19 protein-coding genes and 4 pseudogenes are annotated in these 20,896 nt (G+C 60.1%); 20 read left to right on the plus strand and 3 right to left on the minus strand.

Going from position 1 to position 20,896, the window contains the following annotated elements; all coding sequences use genetic code 11:
* From AB6O04_RS19010 to nhaA, 6 genes are all read left to right on the plus strand, one after another.
* The coding region (locus AB6O04_RS19010) for an autotransporter outer membrane beta-barrel domain-containing protein (protein ID WP_368565923.1) at positions 1-933 on the plus strand (933 nt) is incomplete at its 5' end.
* A gap of 476 nt (positions 934-1,409) precedes the next feature.
* Positions 1,410-1,886 carry a hypothetical protein gene (locus AB6O04_RS19015; RefSeq protein ID WP_368565924.1) on the plus strand — a complete coding sequence of 159 codons (477 nt, stop codon included), beginning with the start codon at positions 1,410-1,412 and terminating at the stop codon, positions 1,884-1,886.
* Positions 1,887-1,994: 108 nt separating this feature from the next.
* Positions 1,995-2,156 (plus strand): hypothetical protein, encoded by a 162-nt coding sequence (locus AB6O04_RS19020; protein ID WP_368565926.1) that lies wholly within the window; start codon positions 1,995-1,997, stop codon positions 2,154-2,156.
* 34 nt (positions 2,157-2,190) lie between these two features.
* Positions 2,191-2,757, plus strand: a complete 567-nt coding sequence (locus tag AB6O04_RS19025; protein ID WP_368565927.1) for a hypothetical protein — start codon at positions 2,191-2,193, stop codon at positions 2,755-2,757.
* A gap of 207 nt (positions 2,758-2,964) precedes the next feature.
* Positions 2,965-3,297 carry a hypothetical protein gene (locus AB6O04_RS19030; protein ID WP_368565964.1) on the plus strand — a complete coding sequence of 111 codons (333 nt, stop codon included), beginning with the start codon at positions 2,965-2,967 and terminating at the stop codon, positions 3,295-3,297.
* Between the two features lie 9 nt (positions 3,298-3,306).
* Entirely contained in the window at positions 3,307-4,536 is a 1,230-nt protein-coding gene (gene nhaA, locus AB6O04_RS19035) for a Na+/H+ antiporter NhaA (protein WP_368565929.1), read from the plus strand.
* A 236-nt stretch (positions 4,537-4,772) separates the two neighbouring features.
* On the opposite strand, the gene AB6O04_RS19040 is transcribed toward nhaA, so the two are convergent.
* Complete coding sequence (locus AB6O04_RS19040) at positions 4,773-5,174, minus strand: hypothetical protein (protein ID WP_368565931.1); 402 nt, start codon at positions 5,172-5,174, stop codon at positions 4,773-4,775.
* Positions 5,175-5,233: 59 nt separating this feature from the next.
* On the opposite strand from AB6O04_RS19040, the pseudogene AB6O04_RS19045 reads away from it, so the two are divergent.
* Positions 5,234-5,470: pseudogene (locus AB6O04_RS19045) on the plus strand (transposase); the annotation flags it as partial.
* Between the two features lie 288 nt (positions 5,471-5,758).
* On the opposite strand, the pseudogene AB6O04_RS19050 reads toward AB6O04_RS19045, so the two are convergent.
* Positions 5,759-5,926: pseudogene (locus tag AB6O04_RS19050) on the minus strand (transposase); the annotation flags it as partial.
* A gap of 647 nt (positions 5,927-6,573) precedes the next feature.
* Here AB6O04_RS19050 and AB6O04_RS19055 point away from each other — a divergent pair.
* The 12 genes and pseudogenes from AB6O04_RS19055 to AB6O04_RS19110 all read left to right on the plus strand — a co-directional run bounded on the left by AB6O04_RS19055 (position 6,574) and on the right by AB6O04_RS19110 (position 19,929).
* Positions 6,574-7,023 (plus strand): phage tail protein, encoded by a 450-nt coding sequence (locus AB6O04_RS19055; protein WP_368565933.1) that lies wholly within the window; start codon positions 6,574-6,576, stop codon positions 7,021-7,023.
* A gap of 43 nt (positions 7,024-7,066) precedes the next feature.
* Positions 7,067-8,176, plus strand: coding sequence for a phage tail sheath family protein (locus AB6O04_RS19060; RefSeq protein ID WP_368565935.1), 1,110 nt, complete (start codon positions 7,067-7,069; stop codon positions 8,174-8,176).
* Between the two features lie 50 nt (positions 8,177-8,226).
* Positions 8,227-9,414, plus strand: coding sequence for a phage tail sheath C-terminal domain-containing protein (locus AB6O04_RS19065; RefSeq protein ID WP_368565936.1), 1,188 nt, complete (start codon positions 8,227-8,229; stop codon positions 9,412-9,414).
* Between the two features lie 16 nt (positions 9,415-9,430).
* Positions 9,431-9,889, plus strand: a complete 459-nt coding sequence (locus tag AB6O04_RS19070; RefSeq protein WP_368565938.1) for a phage tail protein — start codon at positions 9,431-9,433, stop codon at positions 9,887-9,889.
* Between the two features lie 172 nt (positions 9,890-10,061).
* Positions 10,062-10,757, plus strand: a complete 696-nt coding sequence (locus tag AB6O04_RS19075) for a hypothetical protein (RefSeq protein ID WP_368565939.1) — start codon at positions 10,062-10,064, stop codon at positions 10,755-10,757.
* 4 nt (positions 10,758-10,761) lie between these two features.
* Positions 10,762-12,315, plus strand: a complete 1,554-nt coding sequence (locus AB6O04_RS19080; protein ID WP_368565940.1) for a phage baseplate assembly protein V — start codon at positions 10,762-10,764, stop codon at positions 12,313-12,315.
* Positions 12,316-12,337: 22 nt separating this feature from the next.
* The gene (locus AB6O04_RS19085) at positions 12,338-12,754 is read left to right on the plus strand and encodes a GPW/gp25 family protein (protein WP_368565941.1); all 417 of its coding nucleotides are present in this window, start codon (positions 12,338-12,340) and stop codon (positions 12,752-12,754) included.
* Positions 12,751-13,191: a hypothetical protein gene (locus AB6O04_RS19090; protein ID WP_368565942.1), complete on the plus strand. Its 441-nt coding sequence runs from the start codon at positions 12,751-12,753 to the stop codon at positions 13,189-13,191. The genes AB6O04_RS19085 and AB6O04_RS19090 overlap by 4 nt, the downstream gene beginning before the upstream one ends.
* A gap of 104 nt (positions 13,192-13,295) precedes the next feature.
* Positions 13,296-15,407, plus strand: coding sequence for a hypothetical protein (locus AB6O04_RS19095; RefSeq protein ID WP_368565944.1), 2,112 nt, complete (start codon positions 13,296-13,298; stop codon positions 15,405-15,407).
* Between the two features lie 48 nt (positions 15,408-15,455).
* On the plus strand, positions 15,456-18,281 hold the full coding sequence (locus AB6O04_RS19100; RefSeq protein ID WP_368565946.1) for a hypothetical protein: 2,826 nt from the start codon (positions 15,456-15,458) through the stop codon (positions 18,279-18,281).
* Positions 18,282-18,369: 88 nt separating this feature from the next.
* Positions 18,370-18,555: pseudogene (locus AB6O04_RS19105) on the plus strand (contractile injection system tape measure protein); the annotation flags it as partial.
* Positions 18,556-18,981: 426 nt separating this feature from the next.
* A complete protein-coding gene (locus AB6O04_RS19110) occupies positions 18,982-19,929 on the plus strand; it encodes a contractile injection system tape measure protein (RefSeq protein ID WP_368565966.1) in 948 nt (315 codons plus the stop codon).
* Positions 19,930-20,109: 180 nt separating this feature from the next.
* On the opposite strand, the pseudogene AB6O04_RS19115 reads toward AB6O04_RS19110, so the two are convergent.
* Positions 20,110-20,460, minus strand: a pseudogene (locus tag AB6O04_RS19115) (transposase); the annotation flags it as partial.
* Between the two features lie 142 nt (positions 20,461-20,602).
* On the opposite strand from AB6O04_RS19115, the gene AB6O04_RS19120 reads away from it, so the two are divergent.
* A complete protein-coding gene (locus AB6O04_RS19120; RefSeq protein WP_368565948.1) occupies positions 20,603-20,791 on the plus strand; it encodes a hypothetical protein in 189 nt (62 codons plus the stop codon).
* The last annotated feature ends 105 nt before the right edge of the window (positions 20,792-20,896 follow it).

A 20,896-nucleotide genomic window follows, 5' to 3' on the forward strand; every position in this document is an offset into this window, starting at 1 on the left:
AATCCCGGCAGCATGCCCGTCCTGCGCCCGGAAATTGCGGCCTATGCGGCCAACCAGGCCGCCGCCGTGCAGTTGTTCGATCATCGTGCCAACGACCATCTGGGCGCCCGCCGATCCGATGCCCAAGCCGGCTGGGTCCGTGTGAGCCAACACCAGGTGGACTACGGCAACGTCCACGATCAATTGACTACCGACAGCGACCGTTCGGTGCTGCAACTGGGCGTCGACCTCGTCCGGCGCGCACGCGCCGGACTGGGCTTGATGCTGGCGCATGGACAAGCAAATAGCCATGTGCGCTCGAGCAAGACCGGCTACACCGCCCAGGGCCAGGTCCAGGGCACCGCGCTGGGCATCTACGCGAACTGGTTCCAGGATTCGCAGGCCAGCGAGGGCGCCTATGCCAGCGGCTGGATACAGCACGGCCAGTACCGACATAGCGTGGACGGCGCCGCATTGGGCCAGGAGCGCTACGACGCACGGGCGACGGCCGCGTCGGTAGAAGCCGGTTACGGCTGGCGCGTGTACGACGGTGCCGCCTCGGCGCTGTACGTGCAGCCGCAGGTGCAGCTGACCTACACGGACTATCGGGCCGCCACGGTGACCGAGGCCAACGGCACCCGCATCGAGGCCGATCAGGCGGGCGGCCTGGTGACCCGGATCGGGGCCCGCCTGTTTGGTCATGCGCTCGGCGCCGGTAATCGGGTGCAGCCCTTTGTCGAAGTCAACTGGCTGCATCAGGGCCGAGACAATCGCCTGACCTTCGACGGGCAGGCGTTCAGTGCCGCCGCTATCGAGAATCGCTACGAGACCAAGGGCGGCGTGGTGCTGGAGATGAGCCGACGGTTGAGCGGTTGGGGCGAGTTGGCAATGCAGGAGGGCGAGGGCTCCTACCGCGATGTGAGCGCGCAATTGGGGGTGAAGTACGCATGGTAGGTCTGGCCCTGCAGGAACCAGAGGCCGCCTTCAGGGCGGCCTCTTGGTTTTAGGGGCCGGTCAAGCGGGCAATGCCGTGGGACGGGCCGGCGGCAACGGCGATGCGCTGCACCTGGCCCCCGGAGCGTCTTGCGTGCCAGCCACACGTCCTAATCGGCTTGCATCGCATGCCAGAGCCCTGGCGTCGTGCCAAGCGCCTTTGGACCACGGGATGGTTGCCACGCCGGCTACCACGGAAAACCGCCTTCTTTGTGGAAATCATGCCTGCCGGTATCCAAACGGCGGCATCCACTCTGGTTGGTTCGCACTGCCCAGGTTCGCACGTAGGTTCGCACCGATAGCGCTTTGTCAGAACGTGTCGCCTCGAACCTTTAAACCCTGAAGCGTCACCGTTCACGCGCGGTTGCCTCGGAAACAGCGCCTCCAACGGGGGCAACCGAGCGGACGGGGCGGGCAATAACGGCGGTCACTTCAACTTGATCCATAACGATGGCGCCACCAGCGCGGAGGTGTCCGGTCGCGGCATGGGGGCCTGGGAGTATCGGGTGCGCGCCTGCAACGCGGCCGGGTGTGGACCGTACTCCGGTGGAGTGGGTGTGCAGGTGCTGCTGCCACCGGCGGCGTCCAGCACTACCTCCTCGGTGAAAATGCAAACCGATCGCTCGCCGATCAAGATTGCTTGTTCCGTCCGCTGGACGCCGGTGGCGCAGGCGGACCGCTACGAACTGACCGCCTACAGCAATGGGCAGCTCTACCAGAATCAGTACAACGGGCCGAACACCTCCGTCGCCACGTCGATCAACCAGATGAGCTCTGCCTATTGTGCCCCGGCCCATGTCGTCCGGGCCTGCAATGCGGCGGGATGCTCGCCCTGGTCGGACCCGGTGACGCAGCGACTGGAGATCATCGAAGGCGGTGTTCCGGTCAGGGGAGTAAGCCATGAACAGGAATAAGCGGGGATTAATGGCGCTGAGCCTCGCGTTGCTCGGTCGTCCGCTTGCGGCGCAGGCGATGGAAGAAACCGTGCGATACACATCCACACCGACGCACTAGGTTCGGTCGTGGCCGTCAGTGATGAGGCCGGCAATATTGTCGAGCGGCGCGAGTACAAACCGTTCGGTGCGCAGCTGACGCCGGTGCTGGCGGATGGGCCCGGCTACACGGGGCATGTGCAGGACGCTACCACGGGGCCGACCTACATGCAGCAGCGCTATTATTTATGACCCGCAGATCGGGCGGTTCCTGTCGGTTGACCCGGTGACGGCCTACGACGGGCAGTGGCAGCACTTCAATCGCTATGCATATGCTTACAACAATCCGTATGCATTCACCGATCCGGATGGCCGACGCCCGGTATGTTTATTTGCAGCTCCTGTCATTCTTGGGGGTGCCACCGGAGCGCTTGCTGATTATGCAATTCAGAAAGCTGTAAATCCAGGGCAACCAGTGAACAAGGTGGAAGTAGCAGTTGCAGGAGCGGCAGGCGCCATTAGCGGTGGTATAGGCGGTGCATTAGTGGGTGCAGTCGATCGAGGTACAGTAAGTGTAGGTACTGCAGTCTCAGTTCAAGCAGTCGGCAACGCTGCAGCAAGCGCAATAGGCGCTACTGCGGGAGATTTTGCTGGAGCAGCGGCTAAGGGAACTCTTCAACGTATGGCTTCTTCATCAGCTCCAGGCGTGCCAAACATTGCTAGCACGACCGCATCCACCGGTACCGCCATTCCACGACAGGGGTTTACGCAGGCCGCGGGGTCACAGACTGGTCAGGCGGCCGCCCAGACAGGCATCGGCGCTGCGCAAAAAGACCTGGAGAAGAAGAAATGAAGAGATCCACCAGGGCGCTTCTCGTATACGAGATCGGAGGGGGGATTTTTTTCTGGCGATCTATCTTGTGCTGCATCTTCGTGGTTTGGAGTACGCCTTCAGATTCGCCTTGTATCCATTTTTAATTTTTCAGTTTTTTCTCTTGTTATTGCACTTTGTAGGCATCTACTTGGAGCGACGGAAATAGGTCCGTAGGCGGCCACCGGGCTGACGTATATGCAGCAGCGCTATTATGATCCGCAGATCGGGCGATTCTTGAGCTCGGATCCCGTGACGGCGAATCCGAACAACGGTGCCAGCTTCAAGATCACCAGGAGTTGTGCGCGCCACTACCACCGAGGCTATACAGTTCGTTTGACAGACCTGCCACATATCACGGAATGTATTGGATGGATATTCACTATGGGTCCTTTTCGGAAGCACGGTCCCGGTGAGGGCAGTGCAACCATTCCGAAAATAGGTGCCCCCGCCGCGGTAACAGCTCAACGATTTTGGAACATCGCGATTAATTTCCGTTTTGAAGTAATCGAGTCCTGCTAAACTTACCGCATGGCATCGATTAATCCTATTGCGCGCGCGCGAGACCTATTGCGCGAGTTCTTCCGCTTGCAGGCAGCGGCGGGCATCGTGCTCATGGCCGTGGCGGCATTGGCCATGGTAGTGGCTAACTCGCCCTGGCATGAAGTGTACGAACAGTTCCGCCAATTGCCGGTCGGATTTTCGGTTGGCGGCTTTGGCCTGATGAAAGCCGCCGAACTTTGGATCAACGACGCCTTGATGGCAGTGTTCTTTCTGCTGGTGGCGTTGGAGATCAAGCGCGAAGCGTTGAGCGGGCAGTTGTCCAGCCGCGATCAGATGATGTTGCCGGTGCTATGCGCTATCGGTGGCGTGGTCGCACCGGCGCTTTTGTTCTGGGGCGTCAATCACGGCGATGCCACGGCGATGCGTGGCTGGGCGGTTCCCACCGCCACCGACATTGCCTTCGCGCTCGGTATTCTGGCGCTGCTGGGGCCGCGGGTTCCGTTGGGCATGAAGCTGTTGTTATCGACCATTGCGGTGGTCGACGATCTGGTCGCCATCCTGATCATCGCGATTTTCTACACGCATGAGCTTTCCATCGGCATGCTGGCGTGGGCAGGTGCTGGTATTGGTTTGATGCTGCTGCTTAACCGGCGCGGCGTGACGCTGCTGTGGCCTTATCTGCTGTTGGGTGCTCTGGTTTGGCTTTTCGTGTTGAAGTCAGGCATACACGCAACTCTGGCGGGGGTGGTGACTGGGTTGATGATTCCGCTGCAAGGCAAGGAAAACGTCGTCGCTTCCTCTTCAGAAACTTCCCACTCGGAAACTTCTCCCCTGGAAGCGCTGGAGCATGCGCTCCACCCCTGGGTGGCTTATCTGATACTGCCGCTGTTTGCTTTTACCAATGCGGGGCTTGCGCTGGGCGGGCTGAGCATGAGCGATGCGATGGCGCCGGTGCCGCTGGGTATCTTACTGGGTCTGGTGTTAGGTAAGCCGATCGGTATCGTCGCGACCGCCGTCATCGCGCAGACCATCGGCCTTGCGAAGTATCCCGCTGGCATGGATTTCAAGGCGATGCTAGGCGTGGGCATGTTGTGCGGTGTCGGTTTCACCATGAGCCTGTTCATTACCAACCTGGCGTTCGGCCGGGCCGGTGGCCATCTGATCGATGCCGCGGTGTTAGGTGTCCTATGTGCGTCGGTGGTTTCGGCTTTGGTGGGTTGGGTTTGGCTGCGGATGACGCTGAAGGCTCCGGCTTAGGAGCGGTCATCGGTCCTGAGGTTATTTGCGGCAGATTGCAGCGCAATCAAGCCTGCCTATTCGCCATTGAACCTGCCTGTTCGCCATCCCTTCGAGAGGTCGGCCTGGTGAGATCTTACTGGCGAGATGCTCGCCCTTCCGAGCGTCGCCTCAGAAGATGTGACCGACGACGCTCGCGCTCGCCTCAATCTACTCGTCGCTCCGCAGGGCTGCCCGGCTCACCCAATGGATTGCCGTCAATATAAAAAATGCCGAGGTTTCGCGTTTGGATCAAACTCATCGGCATTGATCGGCAATTGCGTCAGCAGATTGTTGCGAAGATCACACTGATACAGATATTCCGGCAACGCCGGGCACGAGGTAAGTAGATTTCCTCGCAACGAGAGAATCGTCAGGTTTCCTGGCCAAGCTTGAGGTGCCGAGTCAATCCGGCAATTGGCTGCATCAAGAAAGCGCAAATCGCGCGACAAATCAGAGATGTCGTGGATCCTGGTATTTGCGGCGTTCAAGCGCTCCAGGTGGTTCGGTAGATCCGGCAGCTCGGCTAATGGGTCATCGTGACATACCAGCACCTTGAGCGAGTGCAGATCAGAGGGCAATTTTCCCAATAAATTATGTTCGCACCGCAGTTCAACCAAGCTCGCGAGTGAACCGCCCCGACTTTTCTGGAGGCTCCACTCTTTGAGAGGATGGAGCCATGAGCAAGAAGACGAAGTATTCCCCAGAAGTGAGAGAGCGATCGGTTCGGATGGCGCTAGAGTACCAGGGCGAACATGCCTCGCAGTGGGCGGCGATCAACTCAATTGCCGGGAAGATCGGATGCACAACGCAGACGCTGTGCAATTGGGTGCGACAGGCCGAGCGAGATCGGGGTATGCGCTCTGGAACGGCCAGCGATGAGCAGGCGCGGCTGAAGGCCCTGGAGCGCGAGGTATCCAGGCAAGACGGCAGCCGTCCAGGCACGAAACTCGCGCGCGTGGTGGAATGAAGCTCGGGCCGTGGACCTCGCGCATGCCGACACGCGTCATGCCCGGCATCTGGATGCCATCGTGATGCCAGCTTCCAAGCTCTACGGCCGCACCCTGCACGATCTGCGGCTGTCCGTGTTTGTCGTCTAGGTTACGGTGATGCAAGTGTGTCGCGCCGCACTGGCCTGCTGATCGCGCGCTTCATTTCGGCACATGAGCATTGTAGATTTGCGACGGCCTGATGAATTTCTTCACCTCGCCTGCTTCTCTGTCTTGTCCGGGGCAACGGCCTTAACCCACTTGTAAAGAATGTGGGCTGACACGCCAAGCCGCGCAGAAACTTCAGCGACGGAATACTTGCGGTCAATGATCTGTTGAACGGCTTCTGCTTTAAATTCCGGGGTAAAACGTTGGGTGCTCATAGACTTCCTCCTATGCTCAAATACGGGAAGTGCTTACGAGTCCCGGAGCATGTCCACCTCTCTTCGTCGATCGGAACCCAAAGACTCCGTCGTCGCAACATGACCCCGTATTCGTACTGGCGACGTACCAGAATCGGTTGCTAACTTCCCCATCGTCATGATCACACTTCCCTGCAAACACCCGACCATCTGCGCAGGCGCCCCCTCTCGACGAGAGGCTTGGCATTACGCGGTGTGCCGACATCCATCGCGCGGCTCAATGCGAAGTTCGAGCCGCATCGTGCGCGACCCGGGTAGGCCATTGGCATGTCGCCCGCGGGGGCATTTGGCGTCGGCACCGGATCTCACGACGGGATTGGGATTGATGACGGACGAGGTGCCGCGGCACCACGAAAATCGGACCCGCGGAGTTCGTTCGCTATACCCGAGCCATGCCGAGGGTGACGCGCCAGGCCGGACCTGGCGCGCACAAGCACACAATATGACTTGGCGCGCCTACGCGAAGCCTCGAAGGGGATTTACGAGTGGGCTCTGGATTACTACTGCATGTCAAAACAATCCGCGGGGGACACCTTCTGTTGAACCTCGGATATCCAAACTGAACCCCTGTTCGTGCACAGCGACAGCCTCATCCGGGAGAAAAGAACATGACCCTAACGACCGACCAAGTTGCCAATGAATATCCCATTCCATCCTATCGCTTCGTCGTCGCGATCGACGACGCGAAGATCGCATTCAGCAGCGTATCCGGGCTCGATATCACGTATGCCGTCATGGAGTACCGCGACGGGATCGGCAACTATTTCAGGATGCCTGGGCTCCCCAATGCCGTGACCATCACGTTGCGCAAGGGCGTCTTCCGCGGCCAGAATGCGCTCTATGAGTGGATCAGCTCCATCTCCCTAAACGAGGTCGAGAAGCGGGACATCATGATCAGCCTCACTAACGAGACAGGAACCGAATACCTCGTCACGTGGAACGTGGCGAATGCATTCCCCTCCTCGCTGACGACTCCGGCACTGGACGCGAGTAGTAATGACGTCTCGCTCCAGGAAGTCGTCCTGCAAGCAGAACGCGTCACCGTCCAGACGTACTGAAAGCACACGTGCACTACTCACCCGACCTTGCGAAGAGAAGGCCATGACTATCGTCACCACGTATCCAGGCGTTTACATCCAAGAGCTACAAAGCCTTTCACTGTCGGTATCGCCGAATGCGACCGCAATTCCTGCGTTCGCGATCGACGACAATGATGCCCGCTTCACCGAAAATACGCGTATTTCGTCCTGGATGGACTACACAAACAAGATAGGCGCCTTCGACAAAGACAATGTGCTGGACGTCTGCATGCGGATCTACTTCGAGAACGGCGGCGGCCGCTGCTATCTCATCCCCGCAAACCAACTGATCGAAGAGATTCCGAAACAGATCGACGTCACCCTGATTGTTTCTGCAGGGCAGGACATCACCAGTGCGGTCAATCAACTGTGCAGGAACGGCAACACCCTGTTCGCGATTCTGGATGGCCCGGAAGACGATCTCGACAACAAGCCATTCACCCTTGCGAAGCATGATAGCGGCCAATCACGGCCTTCGACGGAGACGGGCGCAGGCGCCATCTCGACGGGAAACAATCCCTTTGCGGCCGTCTACTACCCTTGGCTCGAGGCGCCCTGGTCGAACGTCGATATCCCGCCGAGCGCTGCGATGGCAGGCATCTACAGTATGGTCGACCTCACGCGGGGCGTCTGGAAAGCGCCCGCCAACGTCACGCTCCGAGGCGGCGTGTTGCCGAAGTATCCAGTCACCGACGACCTGCAAGGTCGCTACACGAAGGGGCCGAATGCCATCAACATGATCAGAGTCTTCGAGACTGGCGGCCCGACGGTCTGGGGAGCAAGAACCCGCGAGGACAGCGACCAATGGCGCTACATCTCCGTGCGCCGGTTGTTCAATGCCGCCGAGCGCGACATCAAGATCGCAATGAACGCCGCTATGTTCGAGCCCAACAATCAGCCTACCTGGGAACTGACTCGCGCTGCGATCACTAACTATCTACATAGGCTCTGGCAACAGGGCGCTCTGGCCGGCGCCAAGGAGTCCGAAGCCTTCTTCGTGCAAGTGGGCAAGGACGTCACCATGACACGGGAAGAGATCGACGACGGCCTGATGATCGTGAAGGTTGGCATGGCGGCCGTACGCCCGGCCGAATTCATCATCCTACAGTTCACGCAAGACATGAGCCACTGAACCTAGTGACGCGGCCGAGCGAGCACCTTACACCTACCAGGAGACATCCCATGCCGAGCCCCCAGCCCGGTGTCGTCGTTACCGAACGAGCACTGGCCTCTCCGCAAGGGGACGTCGGCAGCGCGATTCCCCTGTTCATCGGGTACACGGAACGTGGTTCGGCCTTCGATTTGCAGGTGGTTCCGAATTTTTCTTCCTATCTGGACGTTTTCGGCGGACCACCCGACCCCACGGGTGCGGCCGCGTCCTGCGTTCTGTACTACGCAGTCAGGCACTACTTCGACAACGGGGGCGGCGGCGGATTCGCTTTATCCCTCGGGTCCTATGACACCGCACAAATCGACGAGCATTTCGTACTCGCTCTCTCTGACGCCCGTCTTCGCGAGGCGATTTCCGGACAACCCCACATCACCCTGATCATGGTGCCGGATTCCGTCGTGATCCCGGATGCCGACGCGGCGTCTTGGCAGCAGACATGGCGCGCCGTGCTGGGCTTGTGCCAATGCCGACCCGGGTTGTTCGGACTTCTCGAAACACCCGACGATCCGCTTTGCCTCGCCGCGTGTCTCGCAGACTTCACGGATCCCGGCGGGGAATGGGGCGCCGCCTACTGGCCGCGTTTGATCGTCGAGGACGCCGACAACCGACGCGCTGTCGTAATTCCCCCGTCCACGACCTTGGCCGTAACGATCGAACGCAACGATGAGATTTCGGGAGTCTGGTCGGCACCCGCCAATCTGGAATTGGCCAATGTCATCAAAACAACGCAGTCGCATCTCCTGGCGGAACCGAGCGGACTATGGGCGCCCTTCAACCTGATCCGCAGCTTCCCCGGCCGGGGAACACGAGCCTGGGGATGTCGCACGCTGGCGCCGTCGCCCGACGCGCCGATGCGGTACGTCCAACTGCGCCGCCTGCTCTCTTACATCGAGCTCAACCTGACGCGGCTCGCGCGCATGTTCGTGTTCGAACCAAACAACGAGATCACTTGGTTCAAAGTGAAGGGCCAGATGAGCAACTGGTTGCACAGGCTGTGGCAGGACGGCGGCCTGCGTGGCACCGAGGAACAGGAGGCCTTTGACGTGGCCTTGGGTCTGAACGAGACGATGACCGAGGCCGACCTCCTTGCCGGAAAGATGATCGCGCGAGTACGAATTGCGGCAATGCACCCCGCCGAGCACATCGAGCTCAGTCTGCAATTCGACATGCCCGGTGGCACCGGCGCATCGCTCACATAGCTTGTCGGAGGTCATTGTGGACTACCTGTTCGAACCGGCGCCGACCACGCGCTTCCTGACCACCTTCCTGTTCTCGGGCATCCCGAGCCCGCTGGACATCGCCTTCCAGCGAATCAATGGGCTCAACCGGGAGTTGAATGTGACCATGCAGCCTCGAGGCGGGGAAAATGCCGCTAACCTCTATCTGGCCGACAAAATCAGCCACGGCGCGCTGGTTCTACAGCGCGGCGTGGTCCCGGTGACGCCGCTAACTATGGTTTTCGAGCAGGTCCTGAGCGGCGGACGCGTCACCTATGCAGACGTCGTCATCCTGCTGCTCAATCATCTGTCGATACCCGTGTGCAGCTGGACGATCAGCAACGCGTTGCCGGTGTCCTGGCAAACCTGCGACCTGGACGCCAACGCCGGAACGATCGCAGTCAATTCGCTGACATTGCGCTACCAAAGCATGCGTTGGCTGGGGATCAAGGCGTGACCATCGAAATCAGGGAACTCGTAATCCACGCAAGGGTCGCATCGTCGATGGAACCCACCTGGTCCCCGGCGACGCGCTCTATCGCTCAGGAGAAGAGCGAGGAAGCCCGCCTGATCGAAACCATCTCGCAGTCCATCTTGGACAAACTCAGGGAAGACGGAGGCGTATTCCGATGATTGGCCTGGAACGCTCGCTGGCGAAACTCTCTATCACTGCATTTGCGGATCGAGAGCTGCGGCACAAGGTCGGATCGCTCACCGCCATGTACAACCCCGACGCCATGCACCTGAACTACACGACCAACTATCAAAACAATCATTCGATCAACAGCAGCATCCAGAGCAACAACTACGCGATCACGCAGCCCGGCAACCTGAGCCTCGAGCTCGTCTTCGACGCCCGCATGCCGGGCAAGAAGAAGCCAATCGACAAACAGCTCACGCGACTGCGCCAACTTTGCTATGACGTCAATCCGAGTCGCGGTGAGCCGCACTTCCTCAAGATCAAATGGGGGAAGATGCGGTGGGCAAGTAAGGGCTATTTCTCCGGACGCATGCTGTCGCTCGACTACAGGTACACCCTGTTCGACCGTGATGCGACTCCGTTACGAGCGGCCGCGACACTGGTCGTCAGCGCCGACGCGAGCCTCGCCCTGCAGGAATCAGAGAAAAGCCTGAAATCCCCGCCTACCAGGATCCTGAAGGTACCTCCCGGCGGGGGCGGACTGCCCTTGATGGCCGCCTCTGCCAGCGCCGGCATTGCCGGTGGAACGGACTATCTAACCTTGGCCTGGAGCAACGATCTCGACAACCTAAACGACATCACTCCCGGACAGGTTCTCCAAGCGCCGAGCCAGGAAGGAGGATAGCGAAATGATGCCAGCCGTCGACATTTCTGTTGGACAACCGCCGCAACGTCTGAGCACGCTGCGGCCAAGCTGGATCTCCATCGAGCATCGGGTCAACGCTGTGCCCGTAGCCGAAATCACGCTGTCGACCGCCGGCAACGCGCTGGACATCAGCAAGTGCAGTGAGATCGCGCTGTGCCAACCGGGGAGTCCGGCCTCGATCTCGATCAAGGAAGCTGACGCCACGGACTCGGCCGTGATGTTCTCTGGCGTCATCGTGGCGCAGCAGCTTGACCTGAAGAAAGACTCCGCAACGCTTAAGTTGAAGCTGCAGCATAACATCGCCAGGCTGGACAGCACTTGCCGCTCGCAAGTGTTCTCCGACATCAGCGCATCGGAGATGATCCAGCGGTACTTTCATGAGCACGGCATTCCGCTCCAGGACCGAGCGCGGATGAACACCAAGCAGGAGCAGTTCATCCAGTTCCGTTGCTCGGATTGGCTCTGCATCCGGCAACTGATCGATGAAGGCGGCGCTTGGCTCATTCCCGAACCCGGCAAGGTCACGATAGCCCTGCCACGATTGTCGAACAAAGCGGATCGCACGCTGGAGCAGAATAGCGTCAACGCGCTATCCAGCGGAGAAAGCGGCGACCCCATCTTTGAAGCAAGCTGGCAATTCAACAATCAGCATCAGCCCAATGCCCTGGCACTGACCGCTTGGGATATCGCACGGCAGAAAACCATTTCCGCGCGCGCCAAGCCGGAAACGCTCGGTGCGCAGGCCATGGATCCCAAAGACCAACGTCCATTGAACGACATGCCATGGGTCATCGGCACGAGCACCTCCGTCACATGGGAGACACTTGAGACGATGGCCAATGGCGCGCTTCAACGGATCCAGGAAACGGCCGTGCAAGGAAAATTCAAGATTTGCGGCACCAACGGCTATCAGCTGGGACAGACGCTTGGCGTATCCGGGTTCGGCCGGAATTTCGACGGCAGGGCGATCATCACCGCGATCACCCATGTCTTCAGCAAGGCTGATTGGACGACGCAACTCTCGACCGGGATGCCAAGGCCCCTCGGCTCTCGAACTCAATGGCCGCGAATGGATGGCTTACACGTCGGCGTCGTCGCCGACTTCAAGAAAGATCCCAACAATCTGAATCGGATCCGGGTGTCCTTGTCGGCATTGGGTGACAGCAACAACGTGATCTGGGCCCGGCTATCCTTGCCATTTGCCAGCAAGGACAGCGGCTTCTCGTTCTATCCCGAACCAGGGGACGAAGTGGTCGTCGGCTGCTTCGATGCGGACTCGGACTTCCCATTGGTCATCGGATCCATGCACAACCCGATGAACAAGGCGCCGCTGCCCTTGACAAAGGAGAACGCGGTCAAAGGCATCATCGTCACGGAAAAGGGCAAGAAGATGTCGCTTACGTTCGATAAGACCGCCAACTCGGCAGTGTTGAGCACCGACAAGGACAAGGTGCAGTTGAAGGCCGGTGTAACAATCGAAAGCAAGTCCGATGCCGGCGTCGAGATCAAGGCCGACAAGATCGACCTGACCAGCTGATAGTAGCAACCGAGGATCCGGAATGAACGATTTGCTCGAACAGGTCTATGGGCGAGGCTGGGCGTTTCCGCCTCGGTTCACGCTCGCCGATGGCGCGTGCATGGTGGCCGGAATGGAGGATGTACGGCAGAGCCTGCTGATCCTGTTCAGCACGCTTCCAGGCGAACGAATCATGCGCGACGGCTACGGATGCGACCTGAATCAGTTCATGTTCGCCAACATCAGCTCCGCGCTGACGGCCGAAATCGAATCCCAGATTGTCGACGACGTCCTGCAATGGGAGCCACGCGCCGAGATTGCCAATATCGACGTTGGCCAAGGCGACATCATCCCAAGTCTGCTGCAGATCGAGGTGACCTATCGACTACGAGGCAGCGACTTCTCGACAAAGGTCGAAGGCCTGCTCGACACCGCCGACGGAAGGAGCGAATTCCAATGATGAGGCCCATCGTGGTAAGCGGCGACACGCTGAAGTTCGATGCGATGTTCGGGAACCGGCAGGTCACCGCCACAGCGCCAGCCCGGATCGTAGGCAAGGGACATGCCAGCATCGGCGGCAAGAAGATTTGCATCGCGGGCGACGAAGGCAAGGTGCAGATCTCCGCCGACTATGTGATCCCCTCAGGCCCGACATACGCCAATGGCAAGGGCACAATCACGATCGCCGCCTTGAACAGCGACCAGCTCGCGAACGAAGTGACAAGCGGCCAGGCGTTGATCATCGACGGAACCCAGTTCGAGGCCTTGTTCACTCCTACGGTTCCTGCGATCAGCCCCGGTGTTCCACCGAGACCGGATCCAGCATTCCCCTCGCCAAGCAAGGGCGCCGGACAGTTCATCGCGACACAGAGCTTCGCCAAGGCGCGTAGTAGCTAGAACGCGCACCACTGGCCCCTAAAACCGACGCAGGCCATGCCATGACCGACCCCACGACGCTGGAAGATCTGCTGCACGATTTTGGCACCACTGCGCAATTCAAATTGGACGACCGCTCCATCACGTCCGATCTGACGTTCGTTGAGCAGTACACCAGGCGTGTTCCTTTCAAGGATCCGAACGAACCTGGTGTCGCGTCCTCGTGGGCCGACTTTTTTTTCATGGGCGGAACGACGCCGGAAGAACTGGCAGGGATATATCGCGATCGGGCAATCGCTGGCGGACGCCTGCTACCCCAGCAAGCCATGCTGCTTGCGTTCCTGCAGATGCTACAGACCCCGCGCGCCCTGCTCAACACCTTCCCGCACACGCACCGCAGGCTCTATTATCAGCAGTTTTTGGGGCTGGCCGAGCGAGGAGCCGAATCTGCCAAGGTCGCGCTTTCGTTCGAAATAGCGGCAGGGTCGGAGCAAGTCCTACTTCCGGAGAACACGCTCTTCCCTGCCGGTCAGGATCGTCACGGCGCGCCCATTCAGTACTCGCTGGACCGTTCGCTGCTTGCCAACCGCAGCGAATGGACGGATCTGCGCTGGTGTTGGTGTCCAAGCGACGCGGAGGCGCCGATCGGGCTCGCCCGATCCTGCATCGTTTTCGACAAGGCACAAGACAAGCCCTGGCCGGAAGGCGGCATGCGTCTGTTCGTGCCAACGCCGGACGATCAGACCATCCTCACCGGCCGCCTTGTCTCCGGCGACTTGCTGGCCGTTCCGGAAGGCACGTTTACGTTCACATTGGCAGCCAGCATCGATAGCGCGCTGATCAGCCAGGCGCAGATCAGCGGTGGCGATACTTGGCTTCCGCTGACCAACAACACGCCTCCAGGTACGACGAACATGTTGCGATTCCAGCTCTCCGGTGGAACCGGGCCGGCGATGCCGCCGCTCGACCTTGGGGGCCTCACGCTCGAAGCGCCCGCGATCCAGATCAACTGCAAGGATCAGGCCTCGCTGCCGCCGATCGCATCAATCGCCGTCAACGCAGCGCCTGCGGTCACCGCAGGTTTCGATCAATACCTACTGACGCCATTCGGATACGGCGTCCAACAGGAACCAGTCGACGAGACCCGGTTGTATCTCGGTTTTTCGGGAATCCGGCCCGGGCAATCGCTCTCGCTGTTCTGGGAATTGCTGGGCGCCACGATGCTGCACATCGAATGGCAATACCTCAATGCGCTCAACACATGGGTCTCCCTCGATGCCACGGTCGTGGATAGGACGACGGGCCTGTTTCGCAGCGGATGCTGGTCCGCCGTGCTTCCTTCGGACGCGAGCGATACGGCTCTTTCCATGCCTGCGGGCCGCTTCTGGGTACGCGCTCGGATGGATAGCGCGCCGACCCCGGATGGCACGTCCAATTATCCCATTGTGGTCGGTGTACTGACCAATGGAATGACCGCAACCCTGCTCGCACCGGACACATTAGATGCGGAGACGCTGTCGCAGCCGCTTGCGGCAGACACCATTACTTATCCGATCGTCAGCATTCCCGAATTGACAGGAACACAGCAGCCGTGGCCCTCGTGGGGAGGAAGGCCGCAAGAAGCCACGGAAAGCTTCTTCGAACGCTCGGCCCAGCGCTTGTCTCATCGCAATCGTGCGCTGACGTGGCAGGACATGATCGAGCTCGTCAAGACGAGTTTCCCGTCGGTCTTCGGCGTTGTGACGCCCGACAGCTCCAACCAGCGCACTCTGCCCGCACAACACCAGCAACGTCTGATCGTGATCCCGTTCACCGCCGAGAAGGACAACGCCGACCCGCTGCGCCCAATGCTAAACGAGGCGACGCTGGACGACATGGCCACGTTCTTGCGCAGGCAGTCCTCGCCCTGGCAGAACATCGTGGTCCACAACCCCCGCTATCGCGACGTTGCCATCGATTACGCCATCCGATTCCGTCCCGGCGTCAATCCGGACTACGGCCACCGCCAGGTGCGCGAGGCACTGGAGCGCCGCTACATGCCTTGGGCCTTCGGCACGCTTCCCGCCGCGATCCTGGCCAGCCGGCTGGATTACTACGATGTCATGGCGCAGATCCAGGAGCAGCCGCAAGTGGATCACGTGATTTCCCTGACGCTCGATCACGGCACCCACGGCATCGTCGGCAACGACGATGAAGCGCTGATCCTGTCATGGCCTGCCGATCGGCCTGCTGAATGATTCTATCGTCGGAAAAGCGGCACAACCGCATCCGAAAAGGAACGCAAGATGGACAATGAGAGTGCGCTGTTCCCTCACGTTCGGCACGCCATCGACTTCGAGACGCTGTTACTTCGGGCACGTTCGGCACTAAGGGCGTACTCTGGCTCGATCTGGAGTGACATGGATGAACACGACCCGGGCATCACGCTCTTCGAAGCGCTTTGCTATAACGCTTCGGATCTTGCCTACCGCACATCGCTGCCTATCACCGACCTACTGACGCCACCACCACCCTTACAGGCGTTGGGAGGCGGCATCTTTCCGACCGCATTCGGCCCGCAGCAGGCATTGACCTGCAGCCCGATCTCCGAAGACGACTACCGCAAGGCGATCCTCGACCTTCACAGCACGGGCACGGACGACGGGGACTTCTACTTCGTCAATGCGTGCCTGATGCGCGAACCCGAGGACGTGCGATACCACTACTGGTACAACCACGACCTTCGAGAGTATAGCTTCGTAGAACCCGGCCCGACCGATGGCTCCACGGAGCTGACGCTTCAGGGAAACTACCACCTCTTCGTCCAACCCTCGCGCGTAACGCAACCTGATAACAGCGCGGCGAAGGCGGCGCTCGAAGCCTTCCTGCTGCGGCACCGGAATCTCTGCGAAGCAGTCAGTCGCATCATCTGGGTAGAACCGGACGACATCATCGTCAAGGCTGTCATCGAACTTCAGGACAACCTCGACACCACAACCTCCACCGCCTCGATTCTCGCCGACATCTATACCGTCATCGAGAACTACGTTACAGCTCCCGTCCAGCGCTACTCCACGCAGGAACTGCAGGCGCAAGGTTTGTCGAACGAGGCAATCTACGAGGGGCCGGAACTGCGGCATGGCTGGATTCCGAAACTTCCGCTGCCAACGGACTTCACCCGCCCCATCACCATCAACCTTGCCCGGCTAGTCAACGACCTGCTAGGTGTCGAAGGCGTCAAGCGTATCCGCTCATTCGCCGTTGAGGATGAGGTGGATGGGGAGCCTTGGATCTGGCGGTCGCGCGCAGGCACGTATCCCCGCCTGTGGGGCGAGCGCCCATTAGACATGCTCGCCAACGGCGCTGTGATCCAGCTCTTCGCGCACGGCATGAAGGTGACCGCGAGCGCGGAGGAGATTGCCGAGCAGCTTCCGACGCAGGCATTCATCCTGAACACTCCGGACATCATGCCGTACGGACGCTGGCGTGACCCGGCAAGGTACTACCCGGCCACCCATCAGCTTCCGCCCTGCTACGCACTGCTGCAACCGCCTGCAACGCCGGCCCAGACCCAGCTCCACCAGTTCCTGCTTGCGTTCGAGCAACTGCTGGCGAACGGGTGCGAGCAACTGGCAATGCTTCCCAATCTGCTCTCGTTCGAGCGCGCGCTGAACGACGTCGTTTGGGGCATGCAGTGGCCCTTTGCGGAACCGAGTGTCGATAGCGACGTCTTCCGCGACTGCGTCATCGCACTCAAGCTCTATCTGCAGGCCTGCAGCCACGACATGGACAAGGAGCTGTCCTACGTCGACTATCTGCTCGGCTACTTCGGCGGAGCGGTCGCGCAGCGGGACTTCCTGGTCGAGCCGAAGCAGTTCATGCGCTCACAGCAAGCCTATCTGGCAAGGGTCGCGGAGTTGACCTACAACCGCTCCAACGTGCGCGTCGGCATAGTGTCGGCGATGCAGCGGCGGATCGCAGCGCGCTTCGGCATCGGCGGCGCGGAGATCTTCAGCGACACCGTGCCGCTAGACCAACTGCCGTTCTACTTGGTGGAGCATCGTGCGCTGATGCCGATACGCCCAGACTCCATATTCGACGCACCGCAAACGCCTGCCAACATCGCCCTGATCACGCAAGGCGCCGTGACGTATCTGACGATCACGCTTCCCGCAGAAAGCCTCCCGGTGCTCCGCATCGGCCAGCTTGTGAATCTGTTCGTTACGGTGAACGAGGGGACGCTTCCCATCCGGGCATTGATGATTTCGCTCGTGGATAACAACCCGCCCAATGGGCAACGTTTCTTCCTAGATGTCTCATCCAACGCACAACTTCAACGCAACATCGCACGCATCCTGGACCCAGCCAACGACGTGGTCTGGAAGAATTGCGATGTCTGGCTAGAGGACATGTACTACCCGGTCGTATATGCGCACGACCAGAGTGGCCTGACTGATGACCAGAAGCGCCTGACCACTAGCCCGCAGAGTCCCTACCCCGCCCTGGTGAATGTCGGAGACCCCATCGTGCTCGAGGCCTCGGCACCCACCTTCTCCAGAAGAGCGCTCGCTGTAACGCAGCCCCCGCTGCGCGGAGAAATCGTGGCGATGGACATAATCGCCAACACCTATGTGGTGCAGCGCACCGACGGCGGCGCGTTCCCGCCGGACGATCGGCTGGCCTCGTACTACTGGTATCGCGAAGGTGTCGAAGCGGCCAGCGATCGCTTTTCCTTCGCGGTGAGCGCCGTGCTCCCACGAGATACCCTGAACCAAGCCACGACCGACCCCTATTCCACGAACGATTGGGTGGCCTCGACGATCCTCGAGGAACTGCCCTCCAACACCGCGCTGCTGGTCCATTGGCTACCGCACGATCAGTTCCGCAACTTTTCTGTCAACTACGCCCATTGGCAGAATGGCGCGGGAGCGCTGGGGGATGCTTCGTACAACCTGCTGCGCACCCTGACGCTCGGCTGCCTACCGTCCTCGCTTACCGGCATCGGTGCCATGGCCATCGCGACCGAGGCGCAGAAGTCGCAGGTCGTGGGGGACAACGGCGATGAATGGCACCGTGACGTCATCACCGAGAACAACCTGTTCTTCGTTCCGATGGAAACCACGGCGGACTGACGGCACCGTCGGATCACACATGACACCGCATCGGATCGATCGCCTGACGATTTCCATCGATGTGCCACCGCACATCGCCGAGCACTCCATGGAAGCCTGCAGCCAGCTCTTCCATACGCGCCTGCGCGCATTGATCGCCGCCGTTATGGATGACACGGGCCGCACCGACGTCCATCGCGTTATCGACACGCTGACGCTGGACCTCGGCGAGGTCGCATGGCACGCATTCCCGGAGCAGTTCTGCCGGCGCCTGGCGGAAGCGCTGTCGGCTGCGCTGGCCGATACCGCGCACGCCGGAGCGATGAACGGACACATGGCGGCCCCGCCTGCCGCACGAGGCTCAAGACACTCCTCCACATTTGCAACGGAACAAGCGCATCCGGAAGGATCTTCGGCCCTGAAAACGAGGGACTCGATATCGCGCCCATGCGCCTTGATGTCCTCGATGTCTTCGCCGCCACAGAGGCAGGGGAATTTCCACGATCGAGATGTCTGTCAGGCGCCAGGGCCGTCGGCTGCCCGCCCCGGCCAAGGCGGCTCGCGCGAACACAGGTTGGCAGCGTTGGAACCGGGACCGCCGGCGCACCCATCATCGAGCAGCACGGAGTTGTTCGACGGGAGCACGACATGGATATCCGGCAGTTCGGATGCGTGGCTGCTGGCCGATGTTGGACAACAGTCGCAGCTCTGGCTGACTCACTTGGCGGCGCGCGTCCTCCAGGGAGGAAATTCGCAAATCATGACGCGAACGCTCCAACCGGGCACGATCGTGGTGCTTTGCCGAGCTTTTGCTCCGCTTCTGCCGATGAGCGTCGCCACCGCGCAGCCCGACACTTTGCGCATCTGCGCCCTGCACTACTTCCAAAAGCATCCCAGCATTCCGATGCCGGAACCAGCCCCGCGTGACACCATTGAAGTATCGCCGCACTGCGGCCCATTGCTCAACGCGCTGTTCGAGCATTACGAAGACAGTTCGCCTGTCATGGCGGCTTGGCTGCGCACGTTGTGGACACATCCGGCAACTCGCGTGGCCCTGCGCCATCGTTTAGCGCCGGCCGCCTTCCGGCGCCTTGAGACCTGGTCGAACATGGAGATCATCACGCTACCCGCTGCGATGCCACACACCCAGCCTGCGCTTCGACCTGTCGCCAATGCGGGCGTAACACTACTCTGGCCGCTGCTACCCGGCTTGTTCCGACAGCTGGGACTCCTCGATGAGGATCGTTTCATCGATCGTGACGTATGCAGACGCGCCGCCCATTGCATGGATCATCTCGCCTGGGCGGACGCCAAAACGGACGACGACCGCTTATCGCTGAGCAAACTCCTGTGTGGTTTGCCGCTGCTGGAACCGCCGCTGCATTGCGAACCCGACGACAACAGCATGGGGGTCATCGACAACTGGCTGGAAACCGTCATCGGTCAGTTGCCCGCCTGGTCCCGACTAGGGAACCGTGCGGTGCGTCAGATGTTTCTGCAGCGTCCAGGATGGCTGCAATCCGACCTCGATGCGACTGTCCTGCATGTCCAGCCAGATATGTACGACGTACTCCTAAGCGACTGGCCGTGGCCGATTAACATCGCCGCGCTGCCTTGGCTTAAAGAACCACTAAACATCCGCTGGAGCGTCCCACCGCATGCCCACTAGGACCGTCTCATCGCAGCACTTGCCCGATCATGAACGACACGAGCAGGATTTTCCATCTCACAGCCGCACCTCCCCTGCGTTGGCCAGGATTCGCCGCTTGGCCATCTACCAGATTCGACAGCGCGAACAGCGCGCAACTGGGCATTGTTCTTGGCCACTCCCCGATAATGCCTCTTCTGGAATGTGCGCCTTCAGACCCAAGAACCATTGGTTCCCCTTCTTGACCCGATGCGTCTCATGGTCCATCAGCGACAACCTCGCGAACTGGTGAGGAAGCGATCTCGTATAGCGCCTCTTCCGTCGCCGGGCCGCTCAAGGCGCACCACTGCTGCAAGAAATGAAAGCGTAGCATTGTCTCCAGCGCGTACGGCTAACGACCTGGATGGCTCGTCTTCGGGTGGTGCGGGGCGATCAACTTCAGCAGCGCCTTCCACAGGACCACCCGTTCCATCTGCGCAAAAAAAACGCTTTCCGCCACGTCTGCTTGCGCTTGCCCGCGCACTCCGCATCTCCGAACGTCATCTGCGTCATCTATGCACCGCTTTCCTCAGATAGACCTGTAGTCCAACATCACGCGGGAGTTGTTCAGTACATCCCTAATTTCGCCTATTCGCCGTTCAAGGCTTTCTGATCCAACGGTTCAGCGTTATGGCCGCTGGATATGCCCCCACATATGAGCATCATCATTTCATCGCATGTTTTACACATGAGCGGCCGCATGAGTGCGGCAGTGCGCACTGCCGCTGATGGATTTGCCGATAATGATCATATGAGCATAGAGCTGGCCGCGCTGGTTGCCGAGCCTACGTCTCAAACAGTGATGCGTCTTACGTACTGGCAAGGTGAGAACGGTCCAACGTAAGCTCTGCCAACGCCGTTCGCGCTCTAGTTGAGCGTTGAAACCATGCGCTAGCGCTGGACAACGATCATTGCAGGGCGCTCTTTGAGCGCGCTCCGAAAACATACC

Origin of the sequence: Pseudoxanthomonas sp. UTMC 1351, assembly GCF_040948865.1 — a bacterium.
Taxonomy (GTDB): domain Bacteria; phylum Pseudomonadota; class Gammaproteobacteria; order Xanthomonadales; family Xanthomonadaceae; genus Pseudoxanthomonas_A.

Excerpts from the sequence above, each read along its gene's own strand:
- nhaA (WP_368565929.1), top strand. The coding sequence starts at position 3,307 with ATGGCATCGATTAATCCTATTGCGCGCGCGCGAGACCTATTGCGCGAG.
- AB6O04_RS19055 (WP_368565933.1), top strand. The coding sequence starts at position 6,574 with ATGACCCTAACGACCGACCAAGTTGCCAATGAATATCCCATTCCATCC.
- AB6O04_RS19060 (WP_368565935.1), top strand. The coding sequence starts at position 7,067 with ATGACTATCGTCACCACGTATCCAGGCGTTTACATCCAAGAGCTACAA.
- AB6O04_RS19065 (WP_368565936.1), top strand. The coding sequence starts at position 8,227 with ATGCCGAGCCCCCAGCCCGGTGTCGTCGTTACCGAACGAGCACTGGCC.
- AB6O04_RS19075 (WP_368565939.1), top strand. The coding sequence starts at position 10,062 with ATGATTGGCCTGGAACGCTCGCTGGCGAAACTCTCTATCACTGCATTT.
- AB6O04_RS19080 (WP_368565940.1), top strand. The coding sequence starts at position 10,762 with ATGATGCCAGCCGTCGACATTTCTGTTGGACAACCGCCGCAACGTCTG.
- AB6O04_RS19085 (WP_368565941.1), top strand. The coding sequence starts at position 12,338 with ATGAACGATTTGCTCGAACAGGTCTATGGGCGAGGCTGGGCGTTTCCG.
- AB6O04_RS19090 (WP_368565942.1), top strand. The coding sequence starts at position 12,751 with ATGATGAGGCCCATCGTGGTAAGCGGCGACACGCTGAAGTTCGATGCG.
- AB6O04_RS19100 (WP_368565946.1), top strand. The coding sequence starts at position 15,456 with ATGGACAATGAGAGTGCGCTGTTCCCTCACGTTCGGCACGCCATCGAC.
- AB6O04_RS19120 (WP_368565948.1), top strand. The coding sequence starts at position 20,603 with ATGAGCATCATCATTTCATCGCATGTTTTACACATGAGCGGCCGCATG.